Here is a 23,223-nt window from a genome sequence, read left to right as displayed (position 1 = left end):
ATGCGTATTTTATGGCTGTGTAATATCTGCCCTCCTGCCGTGGCGGCGGCCCTGGGACAAAGCTACAGCGTGCGGGAGGGATGGCTTACAGGCGCCCTGAACCGGTTTTTGGCAGAAGACGGGGATTCTGTGCAGCTTGCCGTCTGCTTTCCGGCGGAGGGAGAGCGTGTCTGGCTGCAAAAGAAAATACCGCTGAGGGAGTTTAGGACAGATCATACAGGAGGGCCATATCGGGAAAAAGAAGTGTCTGTATATGGTTTCCGTGAGGATTTGAAGCGGCCGGAGGTCTATGACTGCGGCATGGAGGAGAGGTTTCAGGAGATCCTGGAAGATTTCAGGCCGGATTTGGTCCATATTTTCGGAACGGAGTTCCCCCATGCCCTCGCGATGGTGAAAAGCTTCGGCAGGCCGGAACGGATCCTGGTGGGTATCCAGGGATTGGTAGGGGAATGCGCGAAAAGCTACATGGCGGATCTCCCGGCGCGGGTACAGGAGAAAGCCACGTTCAGGGATATCCTGCGAAAAGACAGCCTGCGGCAGCAGCAGGAGAAGTTCCGTATCCGGGGAGAGCGGGAACTAAAGGTGCTGCAGGGATGCGGGCATGTGACAGGACGGACGGAGTTTGACAGGGCAGGTTCTCTTGCCTGCAATCCGAAGCTGCACTATCATAAGATGAATGAGACCATGCGTTCCTGTTTCTATGAGGGCGGCTGGAATCGGGAGGGCTGCAGACCTTATGAAATTTTTGCCAGCCAGGGGGATTATCCGCTGAAGGGCTTTCATTATCTGCTTCAGGCTATGCCGGAAATCCTGGAACAGTTTCCCGATGCCCATGTGAGTGTGGCGGGAAATAGCATAACGGCCTGCGGCAGCCTTAAGGAGAAGCTGAAAATTTCCGGGTATGGGAAATACCTTAGGGATTTGATTTATAAAAATGGGCTGGAGGATAAGGTGACTGTTTTGGGATCGCTTTCTGATGTACAGATGAAAGAGGCTTATCTGAAAAGCCATGTATTTGCCTGTCCTTCGGCTCTTGAAAATTCACCGAATTCCCTGGGGGAGGCCATGCTTCTCGGCCTTCCCTGTGTCGCGGCCAGAACGGGAGGGATTCCGGATATGGCGGAGGATGAGACAAGCGCTTTATTTTTCGAAAAAGGTGATGTCCATGGGCTGGCCGGTTGTATTATCCGGATTTTCCGGAATGAGGAACTGGCCCGGGAACTGTCGGAGGGCGCAAGGGACAGGGCGCTCAGGAATCATGATGGAAATGAGAATTACCGGCGGATGATGGAAATTTACCATGAGATTCTGGAGACTGTGTAAGGGAAGGCGGCTGTAACAGAAAATAAGATAAGTTAGAGTGTAATGGGATGGTGAAAACTATATGGTGAAACCTAATTACGATAATAGTATAATGAGTATTACAAATTCTCTGTTAAAATATTATGGAGTAAAACCACATCATGCAACATTGCCTCTTGCAGACGAATTGCTGGCAAAAGATTATAAAAATGTTGTACTTTTGCTTATGGATGGAATGGGAGTAAATGTCTTAGAGAGAAGCTTGCCTGAAAATGCTTTTTTGCGTAAACACATAAAGACTGAATTATCAAGCGTTTACCCTTGTACGACAACTGCGGCAACTACCTCTGTTCTCACAGGCAGAACGCCTGCCGAGCATGGATGGATAGGCTGGTCTTGTTATTTCAAAGAAGTTGATAAGTGTATCGACTTATTTTCGAATCTTGAGAGTGGGACAGAAAGCCCTGCAAGCGACGAGAATCAGCCATATAAATATATGCCTTATGATAATATTCTGAGCGTGATTGGTGATAATGTTAAAACTTGTGCAGTTTGGCCGTACACGGAATATTTTGCAGATACAATGGAGGGTATTTGTGAGCATATAAAAAATTTGTGCGCTAACGATGAAAGAAAGTTTATATACGCTTATCATGCTCAGCCTGACCATGATATCCATGATTTTGGAGTTGATTCCGATTGTATAAAACAGATGCTGCTCAATTATAATAATCAGCTTGAAACATTGATAAACTCGCTTTCTGACACATTGTTTTTAATAACAGCAGATCATGGAATGAAAGATATAACAATGAAGTGCGTTGAGGATTACCCGGCAATAAACAGAGCTCTGATACGTCATATTTGTGTTGAGCCAAGATGCTGCTCGTTTTATGTAAAAGAGGAATACAAAACAGATTTCCCCCAATTGTTCACCAATGCTTTTGGAAATAAATTCAAACTGTTCTCTCATAAAGAATTTTTAGAAAGCGGTTTGCTCGGTAATGGCGTTCCGCATACAAAAACAGAAGATTTCGTTGGAGATTATGTGGCGGCTGCGGTGTCTGATGTCGCACTTTGGTACAAGGATATAAACGGCGGGTATGAAGATTTTAAGAGCGCGCATGCAGGATTAACAAAAGAAGAACTAACTGTGCCGCTGATTGTGATACAAAAGCAGGATATTTGCTGAACTGGAACGGAACCAGCTTTTTAAAAAAAAGAATAATACTATATTTCCGGAAAAAGCGTAAAACAAGAATAATGGAGCAGTCATGAAACTAACCTTTATTTCAAACTATATTAATCATCATCAAATCCCCTTTTGCAATTGCTTATACCAGGAACTGGGAGAGGATTTTTCTTTCATACAGACGGAGCCCATGGAGGAAGAGCGGGTGCGTATGGGCTGGGCAGTGGATGCACATGCTATTCCCTATGTACATCTGCTTTATGAAGAGGAAGAAATCTGCAGACGGCTGATCGATGACTGTGACCTTTTGTTGGCAGGCTGGATGGAGAAAGAGGAACTGATTTCGGCGAGGCTGGGCAGCGGGAAGCCGGCAATCCGTATCAGTGAGAGGATTTACAGAGAAGGGCAGTGGAAGGCGGTTTCTCCTAAAGGGCTTATCCATAAATATAAGGAGCATATCAGATACCGGAACAAGCCGGTATATCTGCTGTGTGCAGGGGCTTATGTCGCTTCGGATTTTACTTTGATTCATGCATATCCCGGAAAAAAATTCCGCTTTGGTTATTTTCCGGAAAAAAAGATTTATAGCAGCGGTGAACTGGAACGGATGAAAGGGCAGGGGAAAGAGGTACAGCTTGTATGGGCCGGCCGTCTGATGCCTTTGAAGCATCCGGAATTCGTGGTCAGACTGGGGGAAGATCTGAAAAAGAAAGGCTTTTCCTTTCATATCCATCTCATCGGCAGCGGAGAGATGGAAGAAACGGTGAAACAGGATATCCAAAGCAGAGGCCTGGAGGATAAGATTACCATGTATGGGTTCCTGGATCCTGCCCGTGTAAGGGAGCGGATGGAAAAAAGCCATATTCATCTTTTTACCAGCAATCATCTGGAGGGCTGGGGAGCTGTGGTGAATGAAGCGATGAACAGCGGCTGCGCCGTGGTGGCAAACCGGGAAGCGGGTGCCGTTCCCTATCTCATTGAGCATGGAAAAAACGGCATGATTTATTCCGGAGGAAGCTATGAAGAGTTTCTGGGGGCCGTATGCTTTCTGATGGAGCATGGGAAGGAACGAAGGAAGATGGGGGGAAACGCCTGTCAAACCATTGTTTCTTTGTGGAATGCACAGAATGCGGCGGAACAATGTCTGCGTTTTTATGATAACTGGCTGCAGGGGAAGGTGGAACCGCCCCCGGAAGGGCCGTTCAGTACGGCCCCTGTTGTGTGGCCGGGAAGGAGGCGGGGATGAAAAATCCTCTTATTTCTGTCATAATTCCTGTTTATAATATCATGGATTGTCTGGAGCGGTGTGTGGCGTCGGTCTGTGCACAAACCTATGAAAATCTGGAAATCCTGCTTGTGGATGACGGTTCTACGGACGGTACGGGAGGGCTGTGTGATGAACTGGCCGGGAAGGATGCGCGGATCCGGGTATTTCATAAGCCGAACGGAGGCTCATCCTCTGCAAGAAATTACGGCATAGAAAGGGCGCGGGGGGAATATCTTGGTTTTGTAGACAGTGATGATTTTGTCGAACCGGATATGTATGCGAGCCTTGCGGAACAGGCGCTGAAGGGCGGCTGGCAGATCGTGCAGGTTTCCAGGGATGAAATAGATGAAAATGGGGAGAAAAGGCCGGATGTATGTAAACCTCCCGGCCAGATCTGTTTTATGACCAGTGAGGAATTCCTGCGGGAGCTTTTGCTTCACAGGGGGGACTGTTCCTTCTGTACCAAGCTTACCTCCAGAAGCCTGCTCGGAGACAGACGGTTTCCGGAAGGTGAACTGAACGAGGATTTTTTCCTTTTGACAGAGCTTTTGCAGGAAACATCAGGCGTCTGTATCCTGCCTCGCCAGCTGTATCATGTATATTACCGGATAGGGAGCAATACGAGGAAAAAGGATCGGAATGATTTTTCCAGGGTATTTGTGGATATCGTGCGGAATGCGGATTATGTGCAGGCTGTGGTGGAAAAGTGTTACCCGGCGCTGAAGGAGGAGGCCGTCCGTTTCGGGCTGTATCAAAGGCTGGATTATCTGCTGCATATTCCGGTAAAGAAAATGGTTTCGGGAGATGATTTTTATATGGCTGTGAAAAGATACTGCCGGAAGCATATCGCGGATACGATAAAATCTCCTTATTTAACCGGAAAACAGAAGGCTTATTTATTGCTGCTGACGGCGGCTCCCAGGACGGTGCGCCGGGTTCATGGAGCCGTGATGGAGTTAAGAAAATAGGCTGCCGCAGGGCTGAAGGAATGTGAGAGGCCGGGATTTCCGGCGGCTCACGGGGGAATGGGGCTGTTTGAGAAGGGAGCGGCGGATGCTAGATTTTGCAGAAATTGATAAATACAAGGAGAATAATCGGATTGAAGCAAAAAGAGCCCAGGGAGGATTCCCGCAGAGTCTGTGGGAGACTTATTCTGCTTTTGCCAATACGGTAGGGGGCGTAATACTCATGGGGGTGCAGGAGCTTGCGGATAAATCCTTTTATCCGGTCCGTCTGCCGTCGCCGGAATGGCTGGCGGAGGAGTTCTGGAGAAAGGCGGAGGATAAGCAGATAGTCAGCGCAAATATCCTTTCCCCTGAGCAGGTGCGGATTGTGGAAGCGCGGACGGGTGGAGACGGAAGTGCGGAAGACGGCGCAGGGAAAGAACGAATTGTCGTCATCGAAGTACCGCGGGCGGATCGAAGAAAAAAGCCCGTTTTCATAGGGAGTGATCCTTATATGGGTTCTTACAGGAGGAACGGGGAGGGCGATTACCGCTGTACCAGGGAAGAAGTGGAAAGTATGCTCCGTGACGCTGATGCGGGTTCCCAGGATGGACAGATTTTTATGGATTTGGGGACGGAAGCCCTGGACGAAGGGACGATGGAACGATATATCCGGGAATACAGTCTCTGGCAGATGAAGGGCTCTTTCGAAAAACCTGTTGTAAAGGAAGCTTTTTGGGAAGAACTGGGGGTGCTGGCGAAAGACGGAAAGGGACAGTATCATGTAACTGCCGCCGGGCTGCTGATGTTTGGAAAAACAGAACAGATTATAGAAAAGTTTCCCCGGTTTTTGCTGAAGTATGAAGAATACGAGCGGGAAGCGGAAGAGGAGATTCGATATGAACCCTCAAAACCGGACTTCGCGGAGGCGGAAACCACGGAGGTAATGCATGGGGGATGGACTGGAAATCTTTTTGATTTTTTCCTCTCGGTTTGTGCGAATATACTGGAGGATACGCGGTTTGCGTCAGAGGCCGCCATGCAGGAGAAAAGCAGAAAGGAAGCACAGGAAAATCTGGCGGCCGGGATAAGGGAAGCGCTTGCCAATGCATTGAGCCATGCGAACTATTATGATCGGAACGGGGTTTTGGTGCGAAAGGAAAAGGAGCAGATCCTGATAGCCAATCCAGGAGACATGCGCGTGGATGCGGAAGCTGTGCTGAGGGGTGCGGCTCCGGATGCCAGAAATGAAAGAATCAGCAGGATGTTCCATCTCATCGGGGTAGGGGACGGCACCGGAAAAGGCCTGGCCCGGATCCGGCGTATCTGGACGCAAAGAGGCTGGAACAGCCCCAGGCTTCTGGAGGAGTTCAATCCTGACCGAGTGGTTCTGATCCTTCCGCTCACCAAAGGCGAAGAGGAGAGAAGAAAGCTTGAGGAAAAGGGGCGCCGGGAATATACAGAAGCGAGAAATGTTCCCAGACTGCTGGATTATCTGACGGATCATGTCCGTGCCGGCATCCCGGAGCTGGCTCAGGCGCTGGGGATATCGGAGAAGGAAACTGCCGGCTGCATCGACCTGCTGCTGAGGGATGGAATCATAATGCAGGAAGAGGAAACCGAAGGGGAGACATACCGTCTGCGGGATTGAGCTCCTGCGGAAGGGCTCATTGCATTCGGCCGGAGGCTATGATATAATGCCGGTAGGAAAAGCGGAAGAAAAATCTTCCTTTTCTTTGATTTTTTGTGTACACAGGTACACAGATAAGAACAGAAAGGTATAGACTATCAGAAAAAACGGCAGACTATACACAAACGGAGGAAAGTTCATGTTAGATAATAAAACAATACTGATAACAGGCGGCACAGGTTCCTTTGGAAAGTGTTTCACCAAATATGTGCTGGCTCATTATAATCCCAGGAAAATCATCATTTACTCCAGGGATGAGTTTAAGCAGTTTATCATGCAGAATGAATTTAAAGAATACGAGTCGAAAATGAGATATTTTATCGGCGATGTAAGGGATAAAGACAGGCTCAGAAGAGCCTTTGAAGGTGTGGATTACGTTATTCATGCGGCTGCATTGAAGCAGGTGCCTGCCTGTGAGTATAATCCCAATGAGGCAATCCGCACTAACATAAACGGCGCCCAGAATGTGATTGACGCGGCCCTGGATACCAATGTGAAGAGGGTGGTTGCCCTTTCCACAGATAAGGCGGTTAATCCGGTAAACCTTTACGGGGGAACCAAGCTGGTGAGTGACAAGCTGTTTGTTGCGGCGAATGCCTATGCGGGAAGCAAGGACATCAATTTCTCCATCGTGCGTTATGGCAACGTGGCGGGAAGCCGCGGCTCCATTATTCCGCTGTTCTATAATATCATTAAAAACGGAGGCACTGAGCTTCCTATTACAGACTTCCGAATGACAAGGTTCTGGATCAGCCTTACCGAAGGCGTGGAGCTGGTAATCAAGGCTCTGGCGGAAGCGAAGGGCGGGGAAACCTTCATCAGCAGGATTCCTTCCTTTAAGGTGACGGATCTGGCGGAAGCGATGCTGCCCGGCTGCAAAAAGAAAGAAATCGGCATCCGTCCGGGAGAAAAGCTTCATGAGATTATGATTACTCCCGAGGATTCTTTCAATACCTATGAATATGACAAGCATTTTATTGTCTATCCCCAGGTGGTGTGGAATGACAGGCAGGTGCCTGATTTAAGCGGTACCAAGGTGACGGAGGGCTTTTCCTACAGTTCCGGAAACAATACGGAATGGCTTACCGTGGAAGATATCAGAGAATTATTAAAAAATGTGGAATTAGAGAAATAAGAAAAGAAAGAGGGGGCCCGCAGGGCTTCTTTCTCTCACCGGGGTATGGATGAAGGAAAGAGGCTTTACAGGGGCACCCTCCTTTTGAAATAGGGAAAGGGCAGGCATTATGAAGGAAAATATACAGGAAATCCCGGCAATAGCAGGCGGTACGCCGGTAAGGGATACGAAAATTTCATACGGACACCAGTATCTGGATGAGGCGGATTATCAGGCAGTCCTGGATGTGCTGAAAAACGGGCCTCTTACATGCGGTCCCAAGATAGAAGAACTGGAGGACAAGCTTTGCAGGATAACCGGAGCGAGGCATGCCGTATCGGTCTGCAACGGGACGGCCGCCCTACATATCGCCTGTCTGGCGGCCGGCGTGGGAGAAGGGGATGAGGTGATAACCACCCCTATTACCTTTGCCGCATCCGCAAACTGTGCGCTGTACTGCGGGGCCAAACCGGTATTTGCGGATATCAACGAAAAAACCTATGAAATCGATCCCGCCAGTGTGGAAAGCTGTATCACAGAAAAAACAAAGGCTGTGGTGGCTGTGGACTATACCGGTCAGTCCGCGGATTTAAAGGCCCTGCGGAAAATCTGTGATGAACATAAGCTTGTTTTGATCACGGACGGCGCCCATTCTATCGGAACGTTCTATGACGGAAAGCCCACGGGTTCCATTGCGGATATGACAACCTTCAGCTTCCATCCGGTGAAAACCGTGACGGCAGGAGAAGGCGGGGCGGTTATGACTGACAGTGACGAGCTTTATAAGCGTCTTGTACTGTTCAGTAAGCATGGAATAACCAGGAATCCGGACTGGCTGGAGAATGTTCCCGACGGACCCTGGTATTATGAGCAGATAGAGCTGGGATACAATTACCGGATGACGGATATTCAGGCGGCCCTTCTTATCAGCCAGCTTGACAAGCTGGAGATGTTTAAGGCGCGGCGGAAAGAAATAGTAAAACGCTATAATGAAGCCTTTTCCCGGATTCCGCAGATAATGGTACAGGAGGAAATCCCGGATTCAGATACCACAAGGCATCTGTATATTCTGCGTATCAGGCCGGAACGCCTGAGCATTGGAAGAAAAGAATTTTTTGAAGCCCTTGGTGCGGAGAATATCTGCTGTAATGTTCATTATATTCCTACGTATTATTTCCCGTATTATCAGAGGCTGGGCTACAAAAAGGGGTTATGTCCCAAAGCGGAGAAGCTGTATGAAGAGATTATGAGCCTTCCTCTGTATTATGCCATGAGCGATAAGGATGTGGAGGATGTTATTACGGCTGTGAAGAAAATAGCCGCATATTATGCCGTATAGGCAGACCTGACTGACAGCCGGAGGAGAGTGTATGCAGACAGACGAAAGGAAAAATGGGGGGAAGGGGACTTGTTTTGAGGAAACAGTGCCTGCAGTCAGGAAACGGGGCTGGGATCTGCTTATCTGGGGAAGCGTTGTCTTATTTACCCTGCTTTACCTGTCATTGATTTTCAACAATAATGTATGGACGGATGAAATCTTCAGTGTAAACCTGTTTCGTGAAAGCTTCGGACAGATCATTATGGATACGGCGGAGGATGTGCATCCTCCTCTGTATTACTTTCTTGGTAGGATTTTCCGCCTTTTGTTTGGGGACAGCCTGCAGGTGCAGAAGATTCTGACGATAATACCCATGAGCCTGACGCTCGTCCTTGGCGCAACGAAAATACGCAGATTTTTCGGAAACGGGGTTTCCTACCTTTTCCTGATTTTTCTTGGCTGTATTCCATGTTCCATGGAGTATGCGGTACAAATCCGCATGTATTCCTGGGCGCTGCTGTGTGTGACGGCCTGTGCTCTTGCCGCATGGGAAATATACAGGGACGGCAGATGGTCTTCCTGGATCATGCTCAGTGTTTCGGCAGTTGCGGCGGCCTATCTGCATTATTTTTCCTTTGTTTCCGTTATCATTATTAACGGGCTTTTATTCCTGGTTTTGCTTTTAACGAAAGAGAACAGGAAAAAGCTGGGGAAATGGGTTCTGTTTTCCCTGCTGATGGTGGCGGCTTATCTGCCGTGGCTGCCTTATTTTTATGCTCAGGTGACGAGGGTTGAGGCCGGGTACTGGATACCCCCGATTACGGCGGAGACCATATGGAGCTATTTTTTATGGGCGTTTGGCCTGGAACCTCTTCCGCAGACTGCTTTTGTATTTCTTGGGATTTCTATACTGGCCGGCGTTTTCTGCATTTTTGCCGTCAGGAATGAGGAACGGGAAATACGGGAAAGAGGGGGATTTGCTTTTTTCTGCATGGCGGTTCCCACGCTGACGGCGGCGGGAGGAATTATCCTGTCATTTATGAAACAGCCTATTTACAGAGATCAGTATGTATTCCCGGCCATGGGGCTTTTCTGCCTGTTCCTGGCAATAGGGTGTGTGAGGATGCGGAAAGAGGCTGTTGTACTCATCCTTGTATTTCTGCTGTTTACAGGGGGGATATCCTATCGGGATGCCTTCCGCGCGGAATATAAGGCCACTCTGACGGAACAGACGGAGGAATTTTTCCGGGAGAATCTGGGGGAAAATGATCTGGTGGTATATAACTATCAGGCATACTATTTTAATTACAAATATTATTTCCCGGAGGACAGGCTTTTTTATGTGAGAGATGTGGATTTGTCACAGGATTTTGACGAAATATGGTTTCTGGATACGGATTTTGAGTGGGATTTCGTTCCCGATCAAATCCTTCCTTATAATCTGCAGATAGAGTACGTGGGGCATTATGGAATTGAACACAATGAGTTCGATCTTTACCGGGTGACCAAAGGAATTACGGAGTAAAAAGGCCTGCGTAGAGGTTGGAGGAATGGAGAAAAGAATGAAGCTGAGCGTAATCGTTCCTGTTTATAATACGGCAGGGGAGGGAAAGCTGGAATACTGCCTGAATTCCCTGGTGAACCAGACGTGCCGGGATATGGAAATCATTGCGGTGGATGACTGCTCCACGGATAATTCCTGGGAGATAATCAGGCGTTATGAAGCGGAATATCCGGATCGGTTCAGGGCGGTGCATTCTCCGGTAAACCGTAAGCAGGGAGGCGCTAAAAATATAGGGCTTTCCATGGCGGGAGGAGAGTGGATAGGATTTATCGACAGCGATGACTGGATCACTCCGGATATGTATGAAGTCATGCTGGCCCGTGCGGAGGAAACCGGCGCGGATATGGTGGGCTGTGACTACTGTCTGACCCATGAGCACAGCATGAAGGTGGGACAGGTGGTTCCCAATAATAAGCCGTCCCAGGCCGGAGTCCTTGATCATGAAAAGTATGCTTCGCTCATTCTGGACAGCGGGAGCCTGGTGGTCAAAATCTACAGGCGCGAGATTATCCTTGGCTGTGACAGCCGTTTCCCGGAAGGAATTTTTTATGAGGATAATGCGCTGGGAAATACATGGATGCTGCGTGCAAAAAACTTTGCCTATATTCCCAAAGCTATGTACTATTATTACCAGCATGAGGAATCCACGGTGCATACCATCACCCGGAAACGATGTGAGGACAGGATGGAAGCCGGACGGATCATGATTGCGGAAGCTAAGAAATATGGCTATCTGGAAGAATATTATAAAGAGCTTGAGTGCAGCTTTGCGGTTTTATTTTATGTGAATACGCTGTTTACTTATATGTTCGGCGTGAAAAAGAAGGAGCTGTCCTTTGTGAAGGCATTGGGTAAGGAAATGAAGGATACTTTTCCGGGATTCCAGGAAAATCCTTATTACCTGGAACGCTTTAATGAGGAGGAGAAAAAGCTGGTTCGTATGCAGCAGAAATCTTCACTGGTTTTTATGCTTTACTTTACCCTGTTGTGGACGTACCGGAATTTCCGGAAAAAACATAAGTGAATGTAATGATGTGCGCAGGAGCGTGCGGATGGGAGCAAGGATGAAAGCAGCATTGATAGGGGCGGGGGAAGAGTCTCTGCACACCATACAAAAAGCGCAGGAGTTGGGAGTCCGAGTGACGGCGCTGGACGGCAATCCCGGGGCGGAGGGTCTGAAGGCGGCCGACGAGGGGCTGGCTGTAGATATATCGGATGAAGAGGCCGTGTTGGAGACGCTGCGGCCCAAAGCCCCGGATTTCCTGATAACAGGGCCCATCGGAAGGTATCTGACTACGGCAGGGGCGGTAAATGATGCCCTGGGACTTCCCGGTATCAGCAGGCAGGCGGCGGTGCTTTGTACGGATAAATATCTGTTTCACAGGAAACTGCAGGAAAAAGGGCTGAGGAACTGTCATTGCTGTCTGATTGCCTCAGGAGTACCGATCCGCAAAGAGGAATACGGAGAACTGGATTTCCCTGCCATACTTAAGCCCAGATATGGTTCGGGCAGCAGGGGGATTTTTTTTATAAACAATAAAGAAGAGCTGGAAGAGGCTTTGTCGAAGCTTTGTGAAGAGGAGGTACGGTTTCCTGAGGAGGATTATGTCCTGGAAGAGGCTGTGGACGGCGTGGAATATGGTGTGGACGCTGTTATGGACGGGAGCTGCTTCCGCATGATTCTTCTTCGCAGGAAGCTGCTGACACCTCCGCCTGCGCGCCAGGCGGTAGGATATATGGCGGTTTCTCCCCGGGAGAGCGAAGAAAGCAGAAGGCTTTGTGAACGGGTGGAGGCCTGCCTGACAGAGGTGACTGCTTTGCTTGGTCTGCAGAATTGTCTGCTGCATGCGGATTTGATGACAGGAGACGGTTATGTATTTCCGATAGAGCTGTCTGCCAGGCCTTCCGGCCACAATCTCCATAATCTGTTCACACCCATGGCGACAGGGGTGGATATGGCGGAACAGTATATCCGCAGCCGCTGCGGTATGGAATATTCCTTTGTCCCTGAAAAAACGGCGAAGCTGATGATCCATTATTTTGATTTGGAGGAGTGCGTTGTGAAAAAGGTTCCGGAACCGGAGGAACTGAAGCTTCCGGAGGGAATCGTGCTGCGAGCCTGGCACTGTACCATCAGGCCGGGAGATTATCTGGAAAAGGTGACTACGGGACACTCGCTCATGGGACGGGGATATTTTATCCTTCAGGAGGAAGAAGGGCTGCAGGATAAGAATATGGCCCCCGGAGCTAAACTGATACATGCGGCAAGTATGGTTCTCGGACAGTTTGGCCTGGAGTAGGGTACGGATCAGGAACAGACGTTTTCAAGAAGGATGTGGGTAGAAGGAAAATAAACGGTGATCTTATAGGGAATAACAGGTTTTTTGTGTAAAATTACCTTTGAACCGGATGGGAAAATCGAGTATAATCAAAATACAGCGTGTGGCATAACTGCGTAAATCCAGTTGACTGCCACACGTTTTTTGTGTGCTTTTTACGGCCCTTGAAGGCAGTGGCTTTGAAGAGGATCCGAAAAGGCAGGAAAATAATTTTATAAGTGATTCCCGTGGCAGAACAGAATACCCGGGACAAAAAGCGCGTGGCCAGAGGCATAAATCCAGCTCTCAACGGCACGCGCTTATTTTTATTTGATAATGAGGAGGTACAGTAAGGATGGAACAGAAATCAAATGCTTTTTTGGAGAAGGAGAAAGTCGGCACGCTGATGAGAAAGTATGCGGTGCCTTGTATTATTTCGCTGCTGGTGGCGGCATTATACAACATAGTGGATCAGATTTTTATCGCAAACGCCAGCTATCTGGGATCTTACGGAAATGCGGCCAACACGGTGGTATTTCCTCTGACGGTAGTGGCGCTGGCAGTGGCTGTAATGATTGGAGACGGCTGCTGCGCCTTTGTAAGCATCAGCCTCGGGGCCGATGAAAAGGAAAATGCACACAGGAGTATCGGAAGCGCAGTGGTTCTGTGTATTCTTGCCAGCGTATTGCTGACAGCCGTGTATTTTCTGTTTCGGGATCCGATTCTGACGATGTTCGGCGGACGGGTCAACGAAGAAACCTTCCGGTATTCCAAAGAATATTTTATTTATATCTCCATGGGAATTCCTTTTTATATGTTCGGGCAGGCCATGAATCCTATTATCCGTTCCGATGGAAGTCCCAGATTTGCCATGATTTCCACACTGGCAGGGGCGGTGATCAATATTATACTGGATCCGCTGTTTATTTTCGTTTTCCGGTGGGGAATGATGGGGGCAGCTGTAGCTACGGTTATCGGTCAGGTAGTAACTGCGCTGCTGGCCGTCTGGTATTTATTCCATATGAAGGCCGTAAAACTGGAAAAAGTGAGCTTTCTTGTGTCCGGCAGGCTGACAAAAAAATTTCTGCCTTTGGGAATCTGCAGCTTCCTGTCTCAGATTTCCCTTGTGGCAGCTATGGCGGCTATCAATAATATGATTCGGAAATACGGCGCTTTGGATCCGGTGTTCGGCCAGACGGAATATGCCCAGATACCCATGGCGGTGGTAGGGATTGTCATGAAATTTTTCCAGATAGTCATATCTATATCTGTGGGAATGGCTGCGGGCTGTATACCCATTGTAGGCTATAACATCGGTGCGGGGCGCAAAGATCGCGCCAGAGCCCTTTTTACCCGTCTGCTGACAGCAGAGGCTGCCGTAGGGGCCGCAGCACTTCTTATTGTAGAACTGTTTCCCCGCCAGCTCATTGCGGTTTTCGGGGCAGCAAACGAGAGTGCTTATTATACGGACTTTGCTGTTAAATCCTTCCGGATTTATCTTTGCATGATGATTTTCGCATGTGTAAATAAGGCTACATTTATTTATCTGCAGTCACTGGGAAAGGCATTGCTTTCCACCGTGCTTTCCATGGTGCGTGAAGTGGTGTTCGGCGTGGGATTTGCCCTGCTGCTGCCCCTGTTTTTCGGCCTGGACGGTGTGCTTTACTCCATGCCGGTATCAGATATTCTCACCTTTCTGGTTTCTGCGGCAGTTATCCGGTACACATACTGGACATTAAAATAGAAGGAGGTTCTTCTGATGAACAAAATAATTACTATCAGCCGGGAATTCGGCAGCGGAGGAAGAAGTATAGGAAAGGAGGCGGCAAAGCGGCTGGAGATTCCATACTATGACAAAGAACTGATCAAACAGGTGGCGGAAAAAACAGGTTTTGCACCTCAATATATAGAAGAACAGGGGGAATATGCGCCTGGAAAAACCGGACTTTCCTATGTGTTTGCACCTCCCGGAGGACAGGATACCATGAACGGGCTGAATGCCGCCGACTATCTTTGGATCATGCAGCGCCAGGCAGTTCTGGAACTGGCGGAGAAAGGAAGCTGTGTCATTGTAGGACGCTGCGCGGATTATATCCTGCGGGAGAATCCGGACTGCCTGCATGTTTTCATTCATGCAGATACCAAATTCCGTGCGGAACGTATTGTGCGGCTGTACGGAGAAAGTGAAAAATCGCCGGAACTCAGGCTGAAGGATAAAGATGCGAGGCGAAGCGCAAACTATAAGCATTTTACCGGCAGAGAATGGGGACAATGCCGGAATTACCATCTTTCCCTGGACAGCGGCGTGATCGGAGCGGATAACTGTGTGGATTTGATCGTGCGGCTGGCAGCAGGAAAAATGCTTCTCACAGAAGAATAAAGAAAACAGGGGCGTGCAGGATAAGGTTTTTCCTTTATCCCGCACGCCCCTATGTGATTGATAACGTATTATTCTGTTATCAGATTCCAGGAAAGCGGTGTGCCTCTTCGGACATCCCGGGAAGCCTTCTGGCCTAACACCTGCTCATAATACATGGTGTGGAGCCCATTGCCCGGCCGTATGGAACGGATATTTTCGGGAGTCAGGGCCTCGCCCTGTGCAATATCCCGGACGGCAAAAAGGGAACGGGAGCCTTCATCGTGCTCAAGCTCCTGCTTAGGGGTGAGGCGGAATTCAGAGGAACCAAGGGCTTTTTCCATGATGCGGATATTTTTTACCATTTCCGCAAATTCCTCCGGCTCCATGGAGAAAGCTCCGTCAGGGCCTCCGTCACTCCGGCGGAGAGTCAGATGCTTTTCCACCATTTTGACGCCAAGAGCGATGGAACCGGCGGCGACGGCAGGCCCCAGGGTATGATCGGAAAGCCCCATCAGACAGTTAAAGGTGCTGCCCAGGGTGGGAATCATATTCAGGTTGATATCCTCATAGGGAGTGGGATAAGAGGAGACACACTTTAAAAGCATGACGTCCTCATTCCCTTCTTCCCGGCATACCCGGAGGGCACGCTCGATATCTTCCAGATGGGCGACGCCTGTGGCCAGAATCACCGGCTTATGGAGACGGGCGATTTTTCGGATAAGAGGAATGTCATTGATTTCATAGGAAGCCACCTTATAGGCAGGCATATTCATGGATTCCATGAAATCCACGGATGTGAAATCAAAGGGAGAAGAAAAGCATTCCAAGCCTAACCGGTTTGCTTCTTCCATCAGCTTCGGCTGCCAGTCCCAGGGAGTATAGGCTTCCTGGTACAGCTTGTAGAGAGTGGTTCCGTCCCAGATGGTTCCCTGGGTGATCTGGAAACAGGGATCATCACAATCCAGGGTTATGGTGTCTGGGGTAAAGGTCTGAAGCTTAATGGCATCTGCTCCGGCTTCTTTGGCGGCATGAAGGATTTCCAGGGCGCGGTTATAGTCCTGCAGGTGGTTGGCCGACATCTCGGCAACGATAAAAACGGGGGCATCCGCGCCTACCTGGCGGGAACCGATTGTAAAATTCTTATTCATGGCTGTTCCTCTCTTCCGTATAATTTTTCTGCATAAATTCTTTGATATCCCACGGATCGCGGGCTTTAAACAGGGAACCGTCCCGATGCTCCACGTAAACTGCGGGGAAATAATGGATAAAAAGGGGATTCAGGCACATGGTGTAGCCGCCTGCGGTATCATATATAACCTTATCCCCCGGCCTGAGGGCAGGACTGTCTGTTATCTCGAAAAGGCGGTCGTATTCCATACAGGTAAATCCGGTTATCCACTGGCTTTTTACAAGGGGCCGGCCGGCCGGATCGTCACAATAGGATAAATGATGAGGATACACATGCCTGGTCACCAGAGGATTCAGATTGGTGCGGCTGCCGTCTGTTACCAGGAAGGAATGGCCCCGGATTTCCTTTACATCTTTTACGGAGGTCACAAAAGTGGTTGCCCTGGATATCAGAGATACGCCGGGTTCTGCAATTAAAGTGGTATGGGACGGATCAAATTTTTCCCGCAGTTTGCTGCAGATGGCAGGAAAATAGTCCCGATAATCCGGTTTGTCCTCTCTGCCGCCGAAGTAGCCGCCGCCCATATCCACATAAGAAAGGTCAAGGGAATATTCCTCCGCTATACGGACGGCCATGCTGGCCAGAGCCGCATAAACCTCGACAGTACGGGACTGGGTGGAAGAATGAAGATGGAGCCCGGCTACCTTTACATTGGGGAGGGCGGATAACCGGTGGATAACCTCCTTAAGCTTTCCGTTTTCATAACAGTAACCGAACCGCCCGCCTTCTTCTTCGACTAACACCTCATTGGGACAAAGGGCGGCTATATCACAGTTCACCCGGAGGCCAACGGAAAAAATCTGCTGTGGATAAGCGGCACTCAGTTCCTCCAGCCATTCAGGCTCTTCAGTGGAATCCAGGTTGATATAGCCGTTTTCCAGAAGTATGGTTTCAAATATCGCTCTGTCTTTAATAGGACCATTGTAAATCATTTGGGAATCGGTGAAGCCAAGCTCTTTTACCAGCCGGTATTCCGTATCGGAAACAATTTCCGCATAAAAGCCCTGTGCCTTCATATATTGAAGGAGCCAGGGGAGTGAGTTTGTTTTTACGGAATAGCCTACAAGGTGGTTGGAGCCCCAGTTTTCGGAAAGGGCTTTCTTCAGCATGGAGGCATCTGTGTCCAGTCCTGTTTCCGATATATAAAAATATGGTGTCTGCAGTGCATCTGAATTCATGAGAGTTCCTTTCTGTTAACATATACTATAGATTCTGCAAATCCGGAAGGATTCATGCGGAGAATGGAAATTTTTACCCTTTTAAGGGGCCGGGTTCCCATCCTTCATATGAAGGAACTTCAGCTCGGCAATTGCCCAGTCTTCCTCGGTATCAATATCCTGTACTTCCATTTCAGGCATGATCATGGGAAGAAGATCATCCACGTCTGTGGTGCTGTCCCGGAAAAAAGCATCGGTGCGGCAGGCATAGAACTGACCGCAGTCATGATACATTGTTTCCAGATCCTGGGAACGGGTGGCCAGAAATTCAGGATACTTTCGGCGGATCCGGCCGTTTTCCAGAATAATTCCCCTCTGAGGAGGATAGGAAAAAGGAACTACCGGCATGACGGATTCCGCTTTGTCCAGAAGCTCCATGGCGGTTTTCAGTTTTTGGGCTGTAACAAAGGGAGCGGTGGGGTAAATGCAGCAAAAACGTTGGAAATGCTGCCCGCGGCTTTCATAGGCCAGAAGCACTTCCCGGATGACGTCATCGGTGGAAGCATAATCGCCCGCCGTCTCGGCTGAACGAAGAAACGGAACACAGGCGCCGTATTCTCTGGCGACATCAGCGATCGCTTCCTCATCGGTGGAAACCATAACCTCATCAAAAACCCCGGAAGCAAGGGCAGCCCGGATGGAATAGCTGATAATGGGTTTTCCGCAGAAATCCCGTACGTTTTTGTGTGGAATCCGTTTGCTTCCGCCTCTGGCTGTAATGATGGCGAGAGCCTTGGGACGGCTTTCGGATGCTTCTAATGATGTGCTGGATGTATTCATAGGTTATAACTCCTTGTTTTGGATTACTTGTTACGATTCCATGCCTTCACAGCTGCTGCAAAAATCCGATCTCGCCGGACTGGATTCAATCGGAATAAAGCAGCCGGATCAGCTCATCGGCAATACGGCCCGCGCCATTTCCGTCTATCAGCCGGTGCATGGAGGATGACAGCGCTTTTCTTTTTTCATAATCCGAGGCCAGACCATACAGGATACGGCACAGCCCGGAGGTGAAATCTTTGGTGGTTCGGACGTCTCCTGCACAGGGAATCCCGGCACCGGCCTCCATCTGGACGGCTGTGGTGAACTGGTTGTCCGCCATGGTAAAGCTGACCGCGGGAGTGCCTGCGGCGCACAGCTCAAAGAGAGTGGTTCCGGCAGCCGAAACAGCCAGATCGCAGCGCTGCATAAGCTCAGCCATCTGTGCAACATGTTCATACAGGCGGAGTCCGGGATGGGAAAGAGCCATCTGCTCCAGGGACTTCCGATCAGAATGCATGGGGCCGGCCAGTACATGGAAACACCAGTCACGGCTTTCTTCAGAATCAATCAATTGGCTGAGCAGGGATTCTGCCGCGTGGCAGGGATCCGTACCGCCCGTGGATATCAATATTTCTTTTGCCTCAGGGCGGACAGTCGGCTGCAGCCTGGAAAACTGTTTCCTTAAGGGCGTATAGGAGAGCCCCAAAAGCCGGCAGCGGGCCTGCTGATAGAAATTTTCAGGGATAACGGCATCATAGTTTATCAGCAGGTCAACCGGATAATCAAAGGAATACAGATCATCTATATAAGCCGTTTTAGTCACTTCGCTCAGAGTTTCCAGGTAGGAAGGTGTAACAAAATAAGAGTCCACTAAAAGACAGCCGATATGGAACTGGGAAAACAGCGAAATAAGAGAATCCGTTTCCGAATCCGGCTTCCGGTAGTCAGAATGAAGAATAAAAATGGGATAATCTTCACCCGGTCCGAAAAAAGTCCTGAGCAGGCCGGCGCTTGTCTCATCAGCTGTTGCAAAAAAGACAGGCACTTTTTTTTCATGCAGCGCCTGGGCGATAGAAAGACACCGCATCAGATGGCCGGCTGCGATATCCTTATTTCCATCCGTCCGGATTAGAATGCTTTTTTCTGTATTCATAGCGCCTCTTCCCTTAATGATTTTATGCTTATTATACCTTTTACACAGAAAGAGGTAAAGGAGAAATAAGGCGGCGGCTTTTATTTTCATATAAACAACGGGCTTTCCGGCGAGGTCTTTGGCTTGCCTGACACCTGGAAAAGTGATATACTGGCATCAGTTATCGGTTCATCGCATTTTATTTCTGCAGGGACAGTCGTCAGGGTCAGGCCGGCTTGATTCTGACGGCTGTCTGCGGATCAAACACATACGGATTCCAGATATATCTTCTGGGTATCTGCCGGAATAAATGGGGATGTAAGACAGGGAGGTCAACAGGGTACGGTGCAGAGCGTTTTAAATTATTGGAAAAAGCATAATGTCTGGATACTCGGTGCACTTGTAGGAAATATAACGTTTATCTGTATTTTCGGTGTTCATGTTCTGAATGTGACCTATACGGACTGGCTTCTGGGAGGCGGCGATATCACCCAGAACTATCTTGGCTGGTGTTTTTTCAGGAACAGTGACTGGTTTTTCCCTTTAGGCCTGATGGACAATGCTTCCTATCCGAATCCGGTATCCGTAATATTCACGGATTCTGTGCCGTTATTCGCTGTTTTGTTTAAAATGCTCAGGGCGGTTCTGCCCGGAGAGTTCCAATATTTCGGGATTTGGTCCATGCTGTGTATGGGTGCCCAGGGAGCCTTTGGTGCACTATTGATTTTTCATTATGTAAAAAAGAAAGCGGAGGCTGTTGTAGGCTCCCTGCTTTTTGTAATCACTCCTATAATGCTGGGGCAGATGTCATTGAATATGGCTTTAGGCGCCCAGTGGCTGATTCTTCTTTCCTTGTATCTGGGAATTTACAGACTGGAGATAACGAAGAAAAAATATATGATTTCCTGGGGAATTGTGGGTTTGCTTGCGGGTAGCATACAGCTTTATTTTGTGCCGATGTGCGGCTTTATCCTTTTGAGCTTCCTTCTTGCGGATGTCATACAGAGAAGGAAGTATACACGGGATTTATGGGCATTTCTTTCTTATATAGGAACGGCAGTGGGGACGGTGGCTTTGCTGGGAGGCTTTTCCCACAAGCATCTGCCGGATATTTCTCTGTTGGGGCAGTCCAGTTTTAACCTGAACGGTTTATTGAACCCCCAGGGCTGGTCCCAGGTGCTGACCAGTCTTCCGGTATACGGAGTGAATTCTTCCGAAGGCCTGGCATTTCCGGGAACAGGAATTCTGCTGACACTGGCAGTAGGTACCGTGGCCTGGCTGCTGCACCTTATTTATCGTATTTTCGTTAAACGGGATAAGGAATCCTTACAGATTCAATGGAGTTGGGAAGAAAATGGGGTTGCCTATCTGGTTCTGGTTGTAATCTCCGTGCTGGTGGCGGTTTCTCCCAAAGCGGCCTATGGAAGCGATCTGATCTGGAACCTGGATCTTCCGAACTGGCTGTATTCCCTTTGGCAGCGGATTGGCAGCTGCGGTCGCTTTATATGGCCGGTAGTGTATCTCGTTATACTGGGAAGTGTTGTGTGGATGGAAAAGAAAATGCCCTGGGAGACAATGGCTGCGGTGCTTCTAGTTATTTTCGGCATACTTCAGATCTATGACGGGAAGTGGCAGCTGATGCAGCGGCAGGTGCAGTTTGGCACGGATTTTATATACGAAAGCCGGCTGGAGGATGAAAAGTGGGAGGAATGGGCAGAAGAAGATGACCTGAAGCATATGGTTTTTGTGTCCTATATGCTGGATGATGAAGAACTGATGTACAGTCTGAGTATCTATGCGGCACAAAACAATATGACGGTGAATTATTTTAATTATTCCTGCCAGACGATACGCAGTCTGGCGGCAGAACATCTGCAGGAAGAAATGAATAACGTACAGGCGGATACACTGTATATATATAAAGCGGCGGAAGAAGATAAATGTTTTAATCCGAAGATGGAATATGTGGAAGTGGATGGGGTGATTGTGGGAAAGGTGAAATAATGGGGAGATTTCATTTGGAAAGGATAAATAATACAAATGAGTGATACAAGAGATACGATTAAAGATATTTATCAGAAAATCCCTTTTCATATTAAATGCTGTATGCTTTCCGGAATAATCTCCGGAATTATCATACATGCTTATATGCTGACCAATAAACTTCCAAATTGGGATGATATTAATAATATTGGTGGCTATGCTGTAGGATCGGAATTTGGAAGATGGTTTCTGAAATATGTAAACCCGTTGGATGGTATATGGAGCGTCCCCTGGCTGAGCGGAATCTTCGCCATTGTCCTCATTTCAGCGGCAGCCTGCTTTGTACTGTCAGCCCTGGGACTTAAGAGTATCACTTCTGCAGTGCTCGTTCCTCTGATGATGCTTTCCTTTCCCAGTATGTGCAGCCTGTTTACATTCATGTTTACCGCTGACTGCTATGCGGTGGGAATTCTGCTGTCTTGCGCCGGAGTGTGGTTTATACGAAAATATAAATACGGTTTCCTGCCGGGAATTGTATGTCTGGTATTATGCATGGGAATTTATCAGGCGTATCTCTGCCTGGCGCTGGGCATTCTGGTAACTGGGCTTTTCCTGGACATGCTGGAGGAAAGCAGCAAAGCCAGCCTGGTATTCCGGAAAGGGATAAAAGCCTTTGTGGTTGCATGCGTATCCGTTGTGGTATATACTGTCATTTCCCGGATGATTTATCCTCAGCTGGATGCATACAACGGCCTGGACCAGATGGGAAAGTTAGATTTGATACGGCTGCCCAGACTCATTTTACGTTCCTATAAATGGGTGGCGGAATATTTTATACTGAAACCGTTCTCCTTTATTTCAGGAACGGCCTGGGTGCTCAATGTAGTTTCCTGCCTTTTAACAGCCGCCCTTGTCATAGCATTCTTTATTAAAAAGAAGTACTATCGGAATGTATGGACGACATTGTTCTACGCCCTGCTTACCATGATGGTACCGCTTGCCATGGGTTCCATAATTATTATGGCTCCGGATGCCAGTGTCAGCATGCTCATGCTTTATCAGTACCATATTTTATATGTATTTTTAGCAGCCCTTCTTGAGAAAAGCCAGGATACGGAAACCGGCCTGTTTATATCCGCGCACGGAAAATTAAAATCAGGAAAGCTCCTGGCATATCTGATAACAGCCGTGCTTCTGCTGGTGGGATATCAGAATTTTATCGTGACAAATCAAGCATATTTCCGTATGGGTATCGCTTACGAAAGGGCATATGCCTATTACAATAGGATCATGATGCGGATAGAAGCCACCGAAGGCTATATCCCCGGCCAGCCATTTGCGCTGATTGGAGAATATGGATTAAGTGAAACCCCGGATCTCCTGGGAAGCTACTCACTCGACGGAGAGAAATTCGATGACCTCTCCGGAGTAGCAAAAGAAACCGGCCTCCTCACAAGCGGAGTCCGCCATAACTTCATGAAAACCTACATCGGTGTGGAAATGCCCGACATAAACGAAGAAGCCATCGAACAAATAAAAGAAACTGAAGAATACAAAAACATGCCCAGTTACCCCGCCGAAGGCTGTGTCAGACAGATTGAAGGTATCTGGATCATAAAAGCCTGCGAAGAAACCAAAGGGTAGAGGCTGCCAGTTCCCGTGCATTCTGTGCCAGCGGCCTGTGGCTTCGTCTCGTGCGGCCTGTTTTTCCTCCCGGTCTTTCTGTACGGGCCGCCGCTCTGCAAGGATTCCTGTAAAGGCCGTATAAACACGCCGGTCCTTAGGTTGCGTATTTTGCAACCTTAGTACCGCTGCGTGATTATCCGAGCGAGAGCGTGCCTGCACAGGAACCTTGCAGAGCGGCGGCCCGTA

At 48.7% G+C, this 23,223-nt stretch carries 18 protein-coding genes; 14 read left to right on the top strand and 4 right to left on the bottom strand.

Features of this window, described 5'->3' with window-relative positions; translation table 11 throughout:
* From BLA28_RS03885 to BLA28_RS03830, 12 genes are all read left to right on the top strand, one after another.
* Window positions 1-1,323: a glycosyltransferase family 4 protein gene (locus tag BLA28_RS03885; protein WP_069156088.1), complete on the top strand. Its 1,323-nt coding sequence runs from the start codon at window positions 1-3 to the stop codon at window positions 1,321-1,323.
* A 61-nt stretch (window positions 1,324-1,384) separates the two neighbouring features.
* Window positions 1,385-2,494: an alkaline phosphatase family protein gene (locus BLA28_RS03880; RefSeq protein ID WP_069156087.1), complete on the top strand. Its 1,110-nt coding sequence runs from the start codon at window positions 1,385-1,387 to the stop codon at window positions 2,492-2,494.
* 82 nt (window positions 2,495-2,576) lie between these two features.
* Window positions 2,577-3,740, top strand: a complete 1,164-nt coding sequence (locus BLA28_RS03875; protein WP_069156086.1) for a glycosyltransferase family 4 protein — start codon at window positions 2,577-2,579, stop codon at window positions 3,738-3,740.
* Window positions 3,737-4,729, top strand: coding sequence for a glycosyltransferase family 2 protein (locus BLA28_RS03870; RefSeq protein ID WP_069156085.1), 993 nt, complete (start codon window positions 3,737-3,739; stop codon window positions 4,727-4,729). Before BLA28_RS03875 ends, BLA28_RS03870 begins: the two co-directional genes overlap by 4 nt.
* Window positions 4,730-4,814: 85 nt before the next feature.
* Window positions 4,815-6,356 carry an RNA-binding domain-containing protein gene (locus tag BLA28_RS03865; protein WP_069156084.1) on the top strand — a complete coding sequence of 514 codons (1,542 nt, stop codon included), beginning with the start codon at window positions 4,815-4,817 and terminating at the stop codon, window positions 6,354-6,356.
* A 178-nt stretch (window positions 6,357-6,534) separates the two neighbouring features.
* Complete coding sequence (gene pseB / locus BLA28_RS03860; RefSeq protein WP_044968230.1) at window positions 6,535-7,530, top strand: UDP-N-acetylglucosamine 4,6-dehydratase (inverting); 996 nt, start codon at window positions 6,535-6,537, stop codon at window positions 7,528-7,530.
* A gap of 109 nt (window positions 7,531-7,639) precedes the next feature.
* Window positions 7,640-8,848 (top strand): UDP-4-amino-4,6-dideoxy-N-acetyl-beta-L-altrosamine transaminase, encoded by a 1,209-nt coding sequence (gene pseC, locus BLA28_RS03855; RefSeq protein WP_069151748.1) that lies wholly within the window; start codon window positions 7,640-7,642, stop codon window positions 8,846-8,848.
* A 31-nt stretch (window positions 8,849-8,879) separates the two neighbouring features.
* Entirely contained in the window at window positions 8,880-10,352 is a 1,473-nt protein-coding gene (locus BLA28_RS03850) for a glycosyltransferase family 39 protein (protein WP_069156083.1), read from the top strand.
* A 25-nt stretch (window positions 10,353-10,377) separates the two neighbouring features.
* On the top strand, window positions 10,378-11,415 hold the full coding sequence (locus BLA28_RS03845) for a glycosyltransferase family 2 protein (protein ID WP_242880556.1): 1,038 nt from the start codon (window positions 10,378-10,380) through the stop codon (window positions 11,413-11,415).
* Window positions 11,416-11,443: 28 nt separating this feature from the next.
* Window positions 11,444-12,691 (top strand): ATP-grasp domain-containing protein, encoded by a 1,248-nt coding sequence (locus BLA28_RS03840; RefSeq protein ID WP_069156082.1) that lies wholly within the window; start codon window positions 11,444-11,446, stop codon window positions 12,689-12,691.
* A gap of 373 nt (window positions 12,692-13,064) precedes the next feature.
* The gene (locus tag BLA28_RS03835) at window positions 13,065-14,453 is read left to right on the top strand and encodes an MATE family efflux transporter (protein WP_069156081.1); all 1,389 of its coding nucleotides are present in this window, start codon (window positions 13,065-13,067) and stop codon (window positions 14,451-14,453) included.
* Between the two features lie 15 nt (window positions 14,454-14,468).
* Window positions 14,469-15,089 (top strand): cytidylate kinase-like family protein, encoded by a 621-nt coding sequence (locus tag BLA28_RS03830; protein WP_009251402.1) that lies wholly within the window; start codon window positions 14,469-14,471, stop codon window positions 15,087-15,089.
* Window positions 15,090-15,157: 68 nt separating this feature from the next.
* On the opposite strand, the gene pseI is transcribed toward BLA28_RS03830, so the two are convergent.
* The 4 genes from pseI to pseG all read right to left on the bottom strand — a co-directional run bounded on the left by pseI (window position 15,158) and on the right by pseG (window position 19,389).
* Complete coding sequence (gene pseI / locus BLA28_RS03825) at window positions 15,158-16,216, bottom strand: pseudaminic acid synthase (RefSeq protein ID WP_069156080.1); 1,059 nt, start codon at window positions 16,214-16,216, stop codon at window positions 15,158-15,160.
* On the bottom strand, window positions 16,209-17,435 hold the full coding sequence (locus BLA28_RS03820) for a type III PLP-dependent enzyme domain-containing protein (RefSeq protein ID WP_069156079.1): 1,227 nt from the start codon (window positions 17,433-17,435) through the stop codon (window positions 16,209-16,211). Before BLA28_RS03820 ends, pseI begins: the two co-directional genes overlap by 8 nt.
* An 81-nt stretch (window positions 17,436-17,516) precedes the next feature.
* On the bottom strand, window positions 17,517-18,254 hold the full coding sequence (gene pseF, locus BLA28_RS03815; protein ID WP_069156078.1) for a pseudaminic acid cytidylyltransferase: 738 nt from the start codon (window positions 18,252-18,254) through the stop codon (window positions 17,517-17,519).
* Window positions 18,255-18,339: 85 nt separating this feature from the next.
* Window positions 18,340-19,389, bottom strand: coding sequence for a UDP-2,4-diacetamido-2,4,6-trideoxy-beta-L-altropyranose hydrolase (gene pseG, locus BLA28_RS03810; RefSeq protein WP_169897201.1), 1,050 nt, complete (start codon window positions 19,387-19,389; stop codon window positions 18,340-18,342).
* A 324-nt stretch (window positions 19,390-19,713) separates the two neighbouring features.
* Here pseG and BLA28_RS03805 point away from each other — a divergent pair, with 324 nt between their 5' ends.
* A complete protein-coding gene (locus BLA28_RS03805) occupies window positions 19,714-21,372 on the top strand; it encodes a DUF6311 domain-containing protein (protein ID WP_069156076.1) in 1,659 nt (552 codons plus the stop codon).
* A gap of 36 nt (window positions 21,373-21,408) precedes the next feature.
* A complete protein-coding gene (locus tag BLA28_RS03800) occupies window positions 21,409-22,995 on the top strand; it encodes a glucosyltransferase domain-containing protein (RefSeq protein WP_069156075.1) in 1,587 nt (528 codons plus the stop codon).
* The last annotated feature ends 228 nt before the right edge of the window (window positions 22,996-23,223 follow it).

It is taken from the genome of Eisenbergiella tayi (assembly GCF_001881565.1).
GTDB classification, from domain to species: domain Bacteria; phylum Bacillota; class Clostridia; order Lachnospirales; family Lachnospiraceae; genus Eisenbergiella; species Eisenbergiella tayi.
This window is presented reverse-complemented; position numbering and strand designations above follow the sequence as displayed.

What these genes read in the sequence shown, in the direction of transcription:
- BLA28_RS03885 (WP_069156088.1), top strand. Translation starts at nt 1, where the DNA reads ATGCGTATTTTATGGCTGTGTAATATCTGCCCTCCTGCCGTGGCGGCG.
- BLA28_RS03880 (WP_069156087.1), top strand. Translation starts at nt 1,385, where the DNA reads ATGGTGAAACCTAATTACGATAATAGTATAATGAGTATTACAAATTCT.
- BLA28_RS03875 (WP_069156086.1), top strand. Translation starts at nt 2,577, where the DNA reads ATGAAACTAACCTTTATTTCAAACTATATTAATCATCATCAAATCCCC.
- BLA28_RS03870 (WP_069156085.1), top strand. Translation starts at nt 3,737, where the DNA reads ATGAAAAATCCTCTTATTTCTGTCATAATTCCTGTTTATAATATCATG.
- BLA28_RS03865 (WP_069156084.1), top strand. Translation starts at nt 4,815, where the DNA reads ATGCTAGATTTTGCAGAAATTGATAAATACAAGGAGAATAATCGGATT.
- pseB (WP_044968230.1), top strand. Translation starts at nt 6,535, where the DNA reads ATGTTAGATAATAAAACAATACTGATAACAGGCGGCACAGGTTCCTTT.
- pseC (WP_069151748.1), top strand. Translation starts at nt 7,640, where the DNA reads ATGAAGGAAAATATACAGGAAATCCCGGCAATAGCAGGCGGTACGCCG.
- BLA28_RS03850 (WP_069156083.1), top strand. Translation starts at nt 8,880, where the DNA reads ATGCAGACAGACGAAAGGAAAAATGGGGGGAAGGGGACTTGTTTTGAG.
- BLA28_RS03845 (WP_242880556.1), top strand. Translation starts at nt 10,378, where the DNA reads ATGGAGAAAAGAATGAAGCTGAGCGTAATCGTTCCTGTTTATAATACG.
- BLA28_RS03840 (WP_069156082.1), top strand. Translation starts at nt 11,444, where the DNA reads ATGGGAGCAAGGATGAAAGCAGCATTGATAGGGGCGGGGGAAGAGTCT.
- BLA28_RS03835 (WP_069156081.1), top strand. Translation starts at nt 13,065, where the DNA reads ATGGAACAGAAATCAAATGCTTTTTTGGAGAAGGAGAAAGTCGGCACG.
- BLA28_RS03830 (WP_009251402.1), top strand. Translation starts at nt 14,469, where the DNA reads ATGAACAAAATAATTACTATCAGCCGGGAATTCGGCAGCGGAGGAAGA.
- pseI (WP_069156080.1), bottom strand. Translation starts at nt 16,216, where the DNA reads ATGAATAAGAATTTTACAATCGGTTCCCGCCAGGTAGGCGCGGATGCC.
- BLA28_RS03820 (WP_069156079.1), bottom strand. Translation starts at nt 17,435, where the DNA reads ATGAATTCAGATGCACTGCAGACACCATATTTTTATATATCGGAAACA.
- pseF (WP_069156078.1), bottom strand. Translation starts at nt 18,254, where the DNA reads ATGAATACATCCAGCACATCATTAGAAGCATCCGAAAGCCGTCCCAAG.
- pseG (WP_169897201.1), bottom strand. Translation starts at nt 19,389, where the DNA reads ATGAATACAGAAAAAAGCATTCTAATCCGGACGGATGGAAATAAGGAT.
- BLA28_RS03800 (WP_069156075.1), top strand. Translation starts at nt 21,409, where the DNA reads ATGAGTGATACAAGAGATACGATTAAAGATATTTATCAGAAAATCCCT.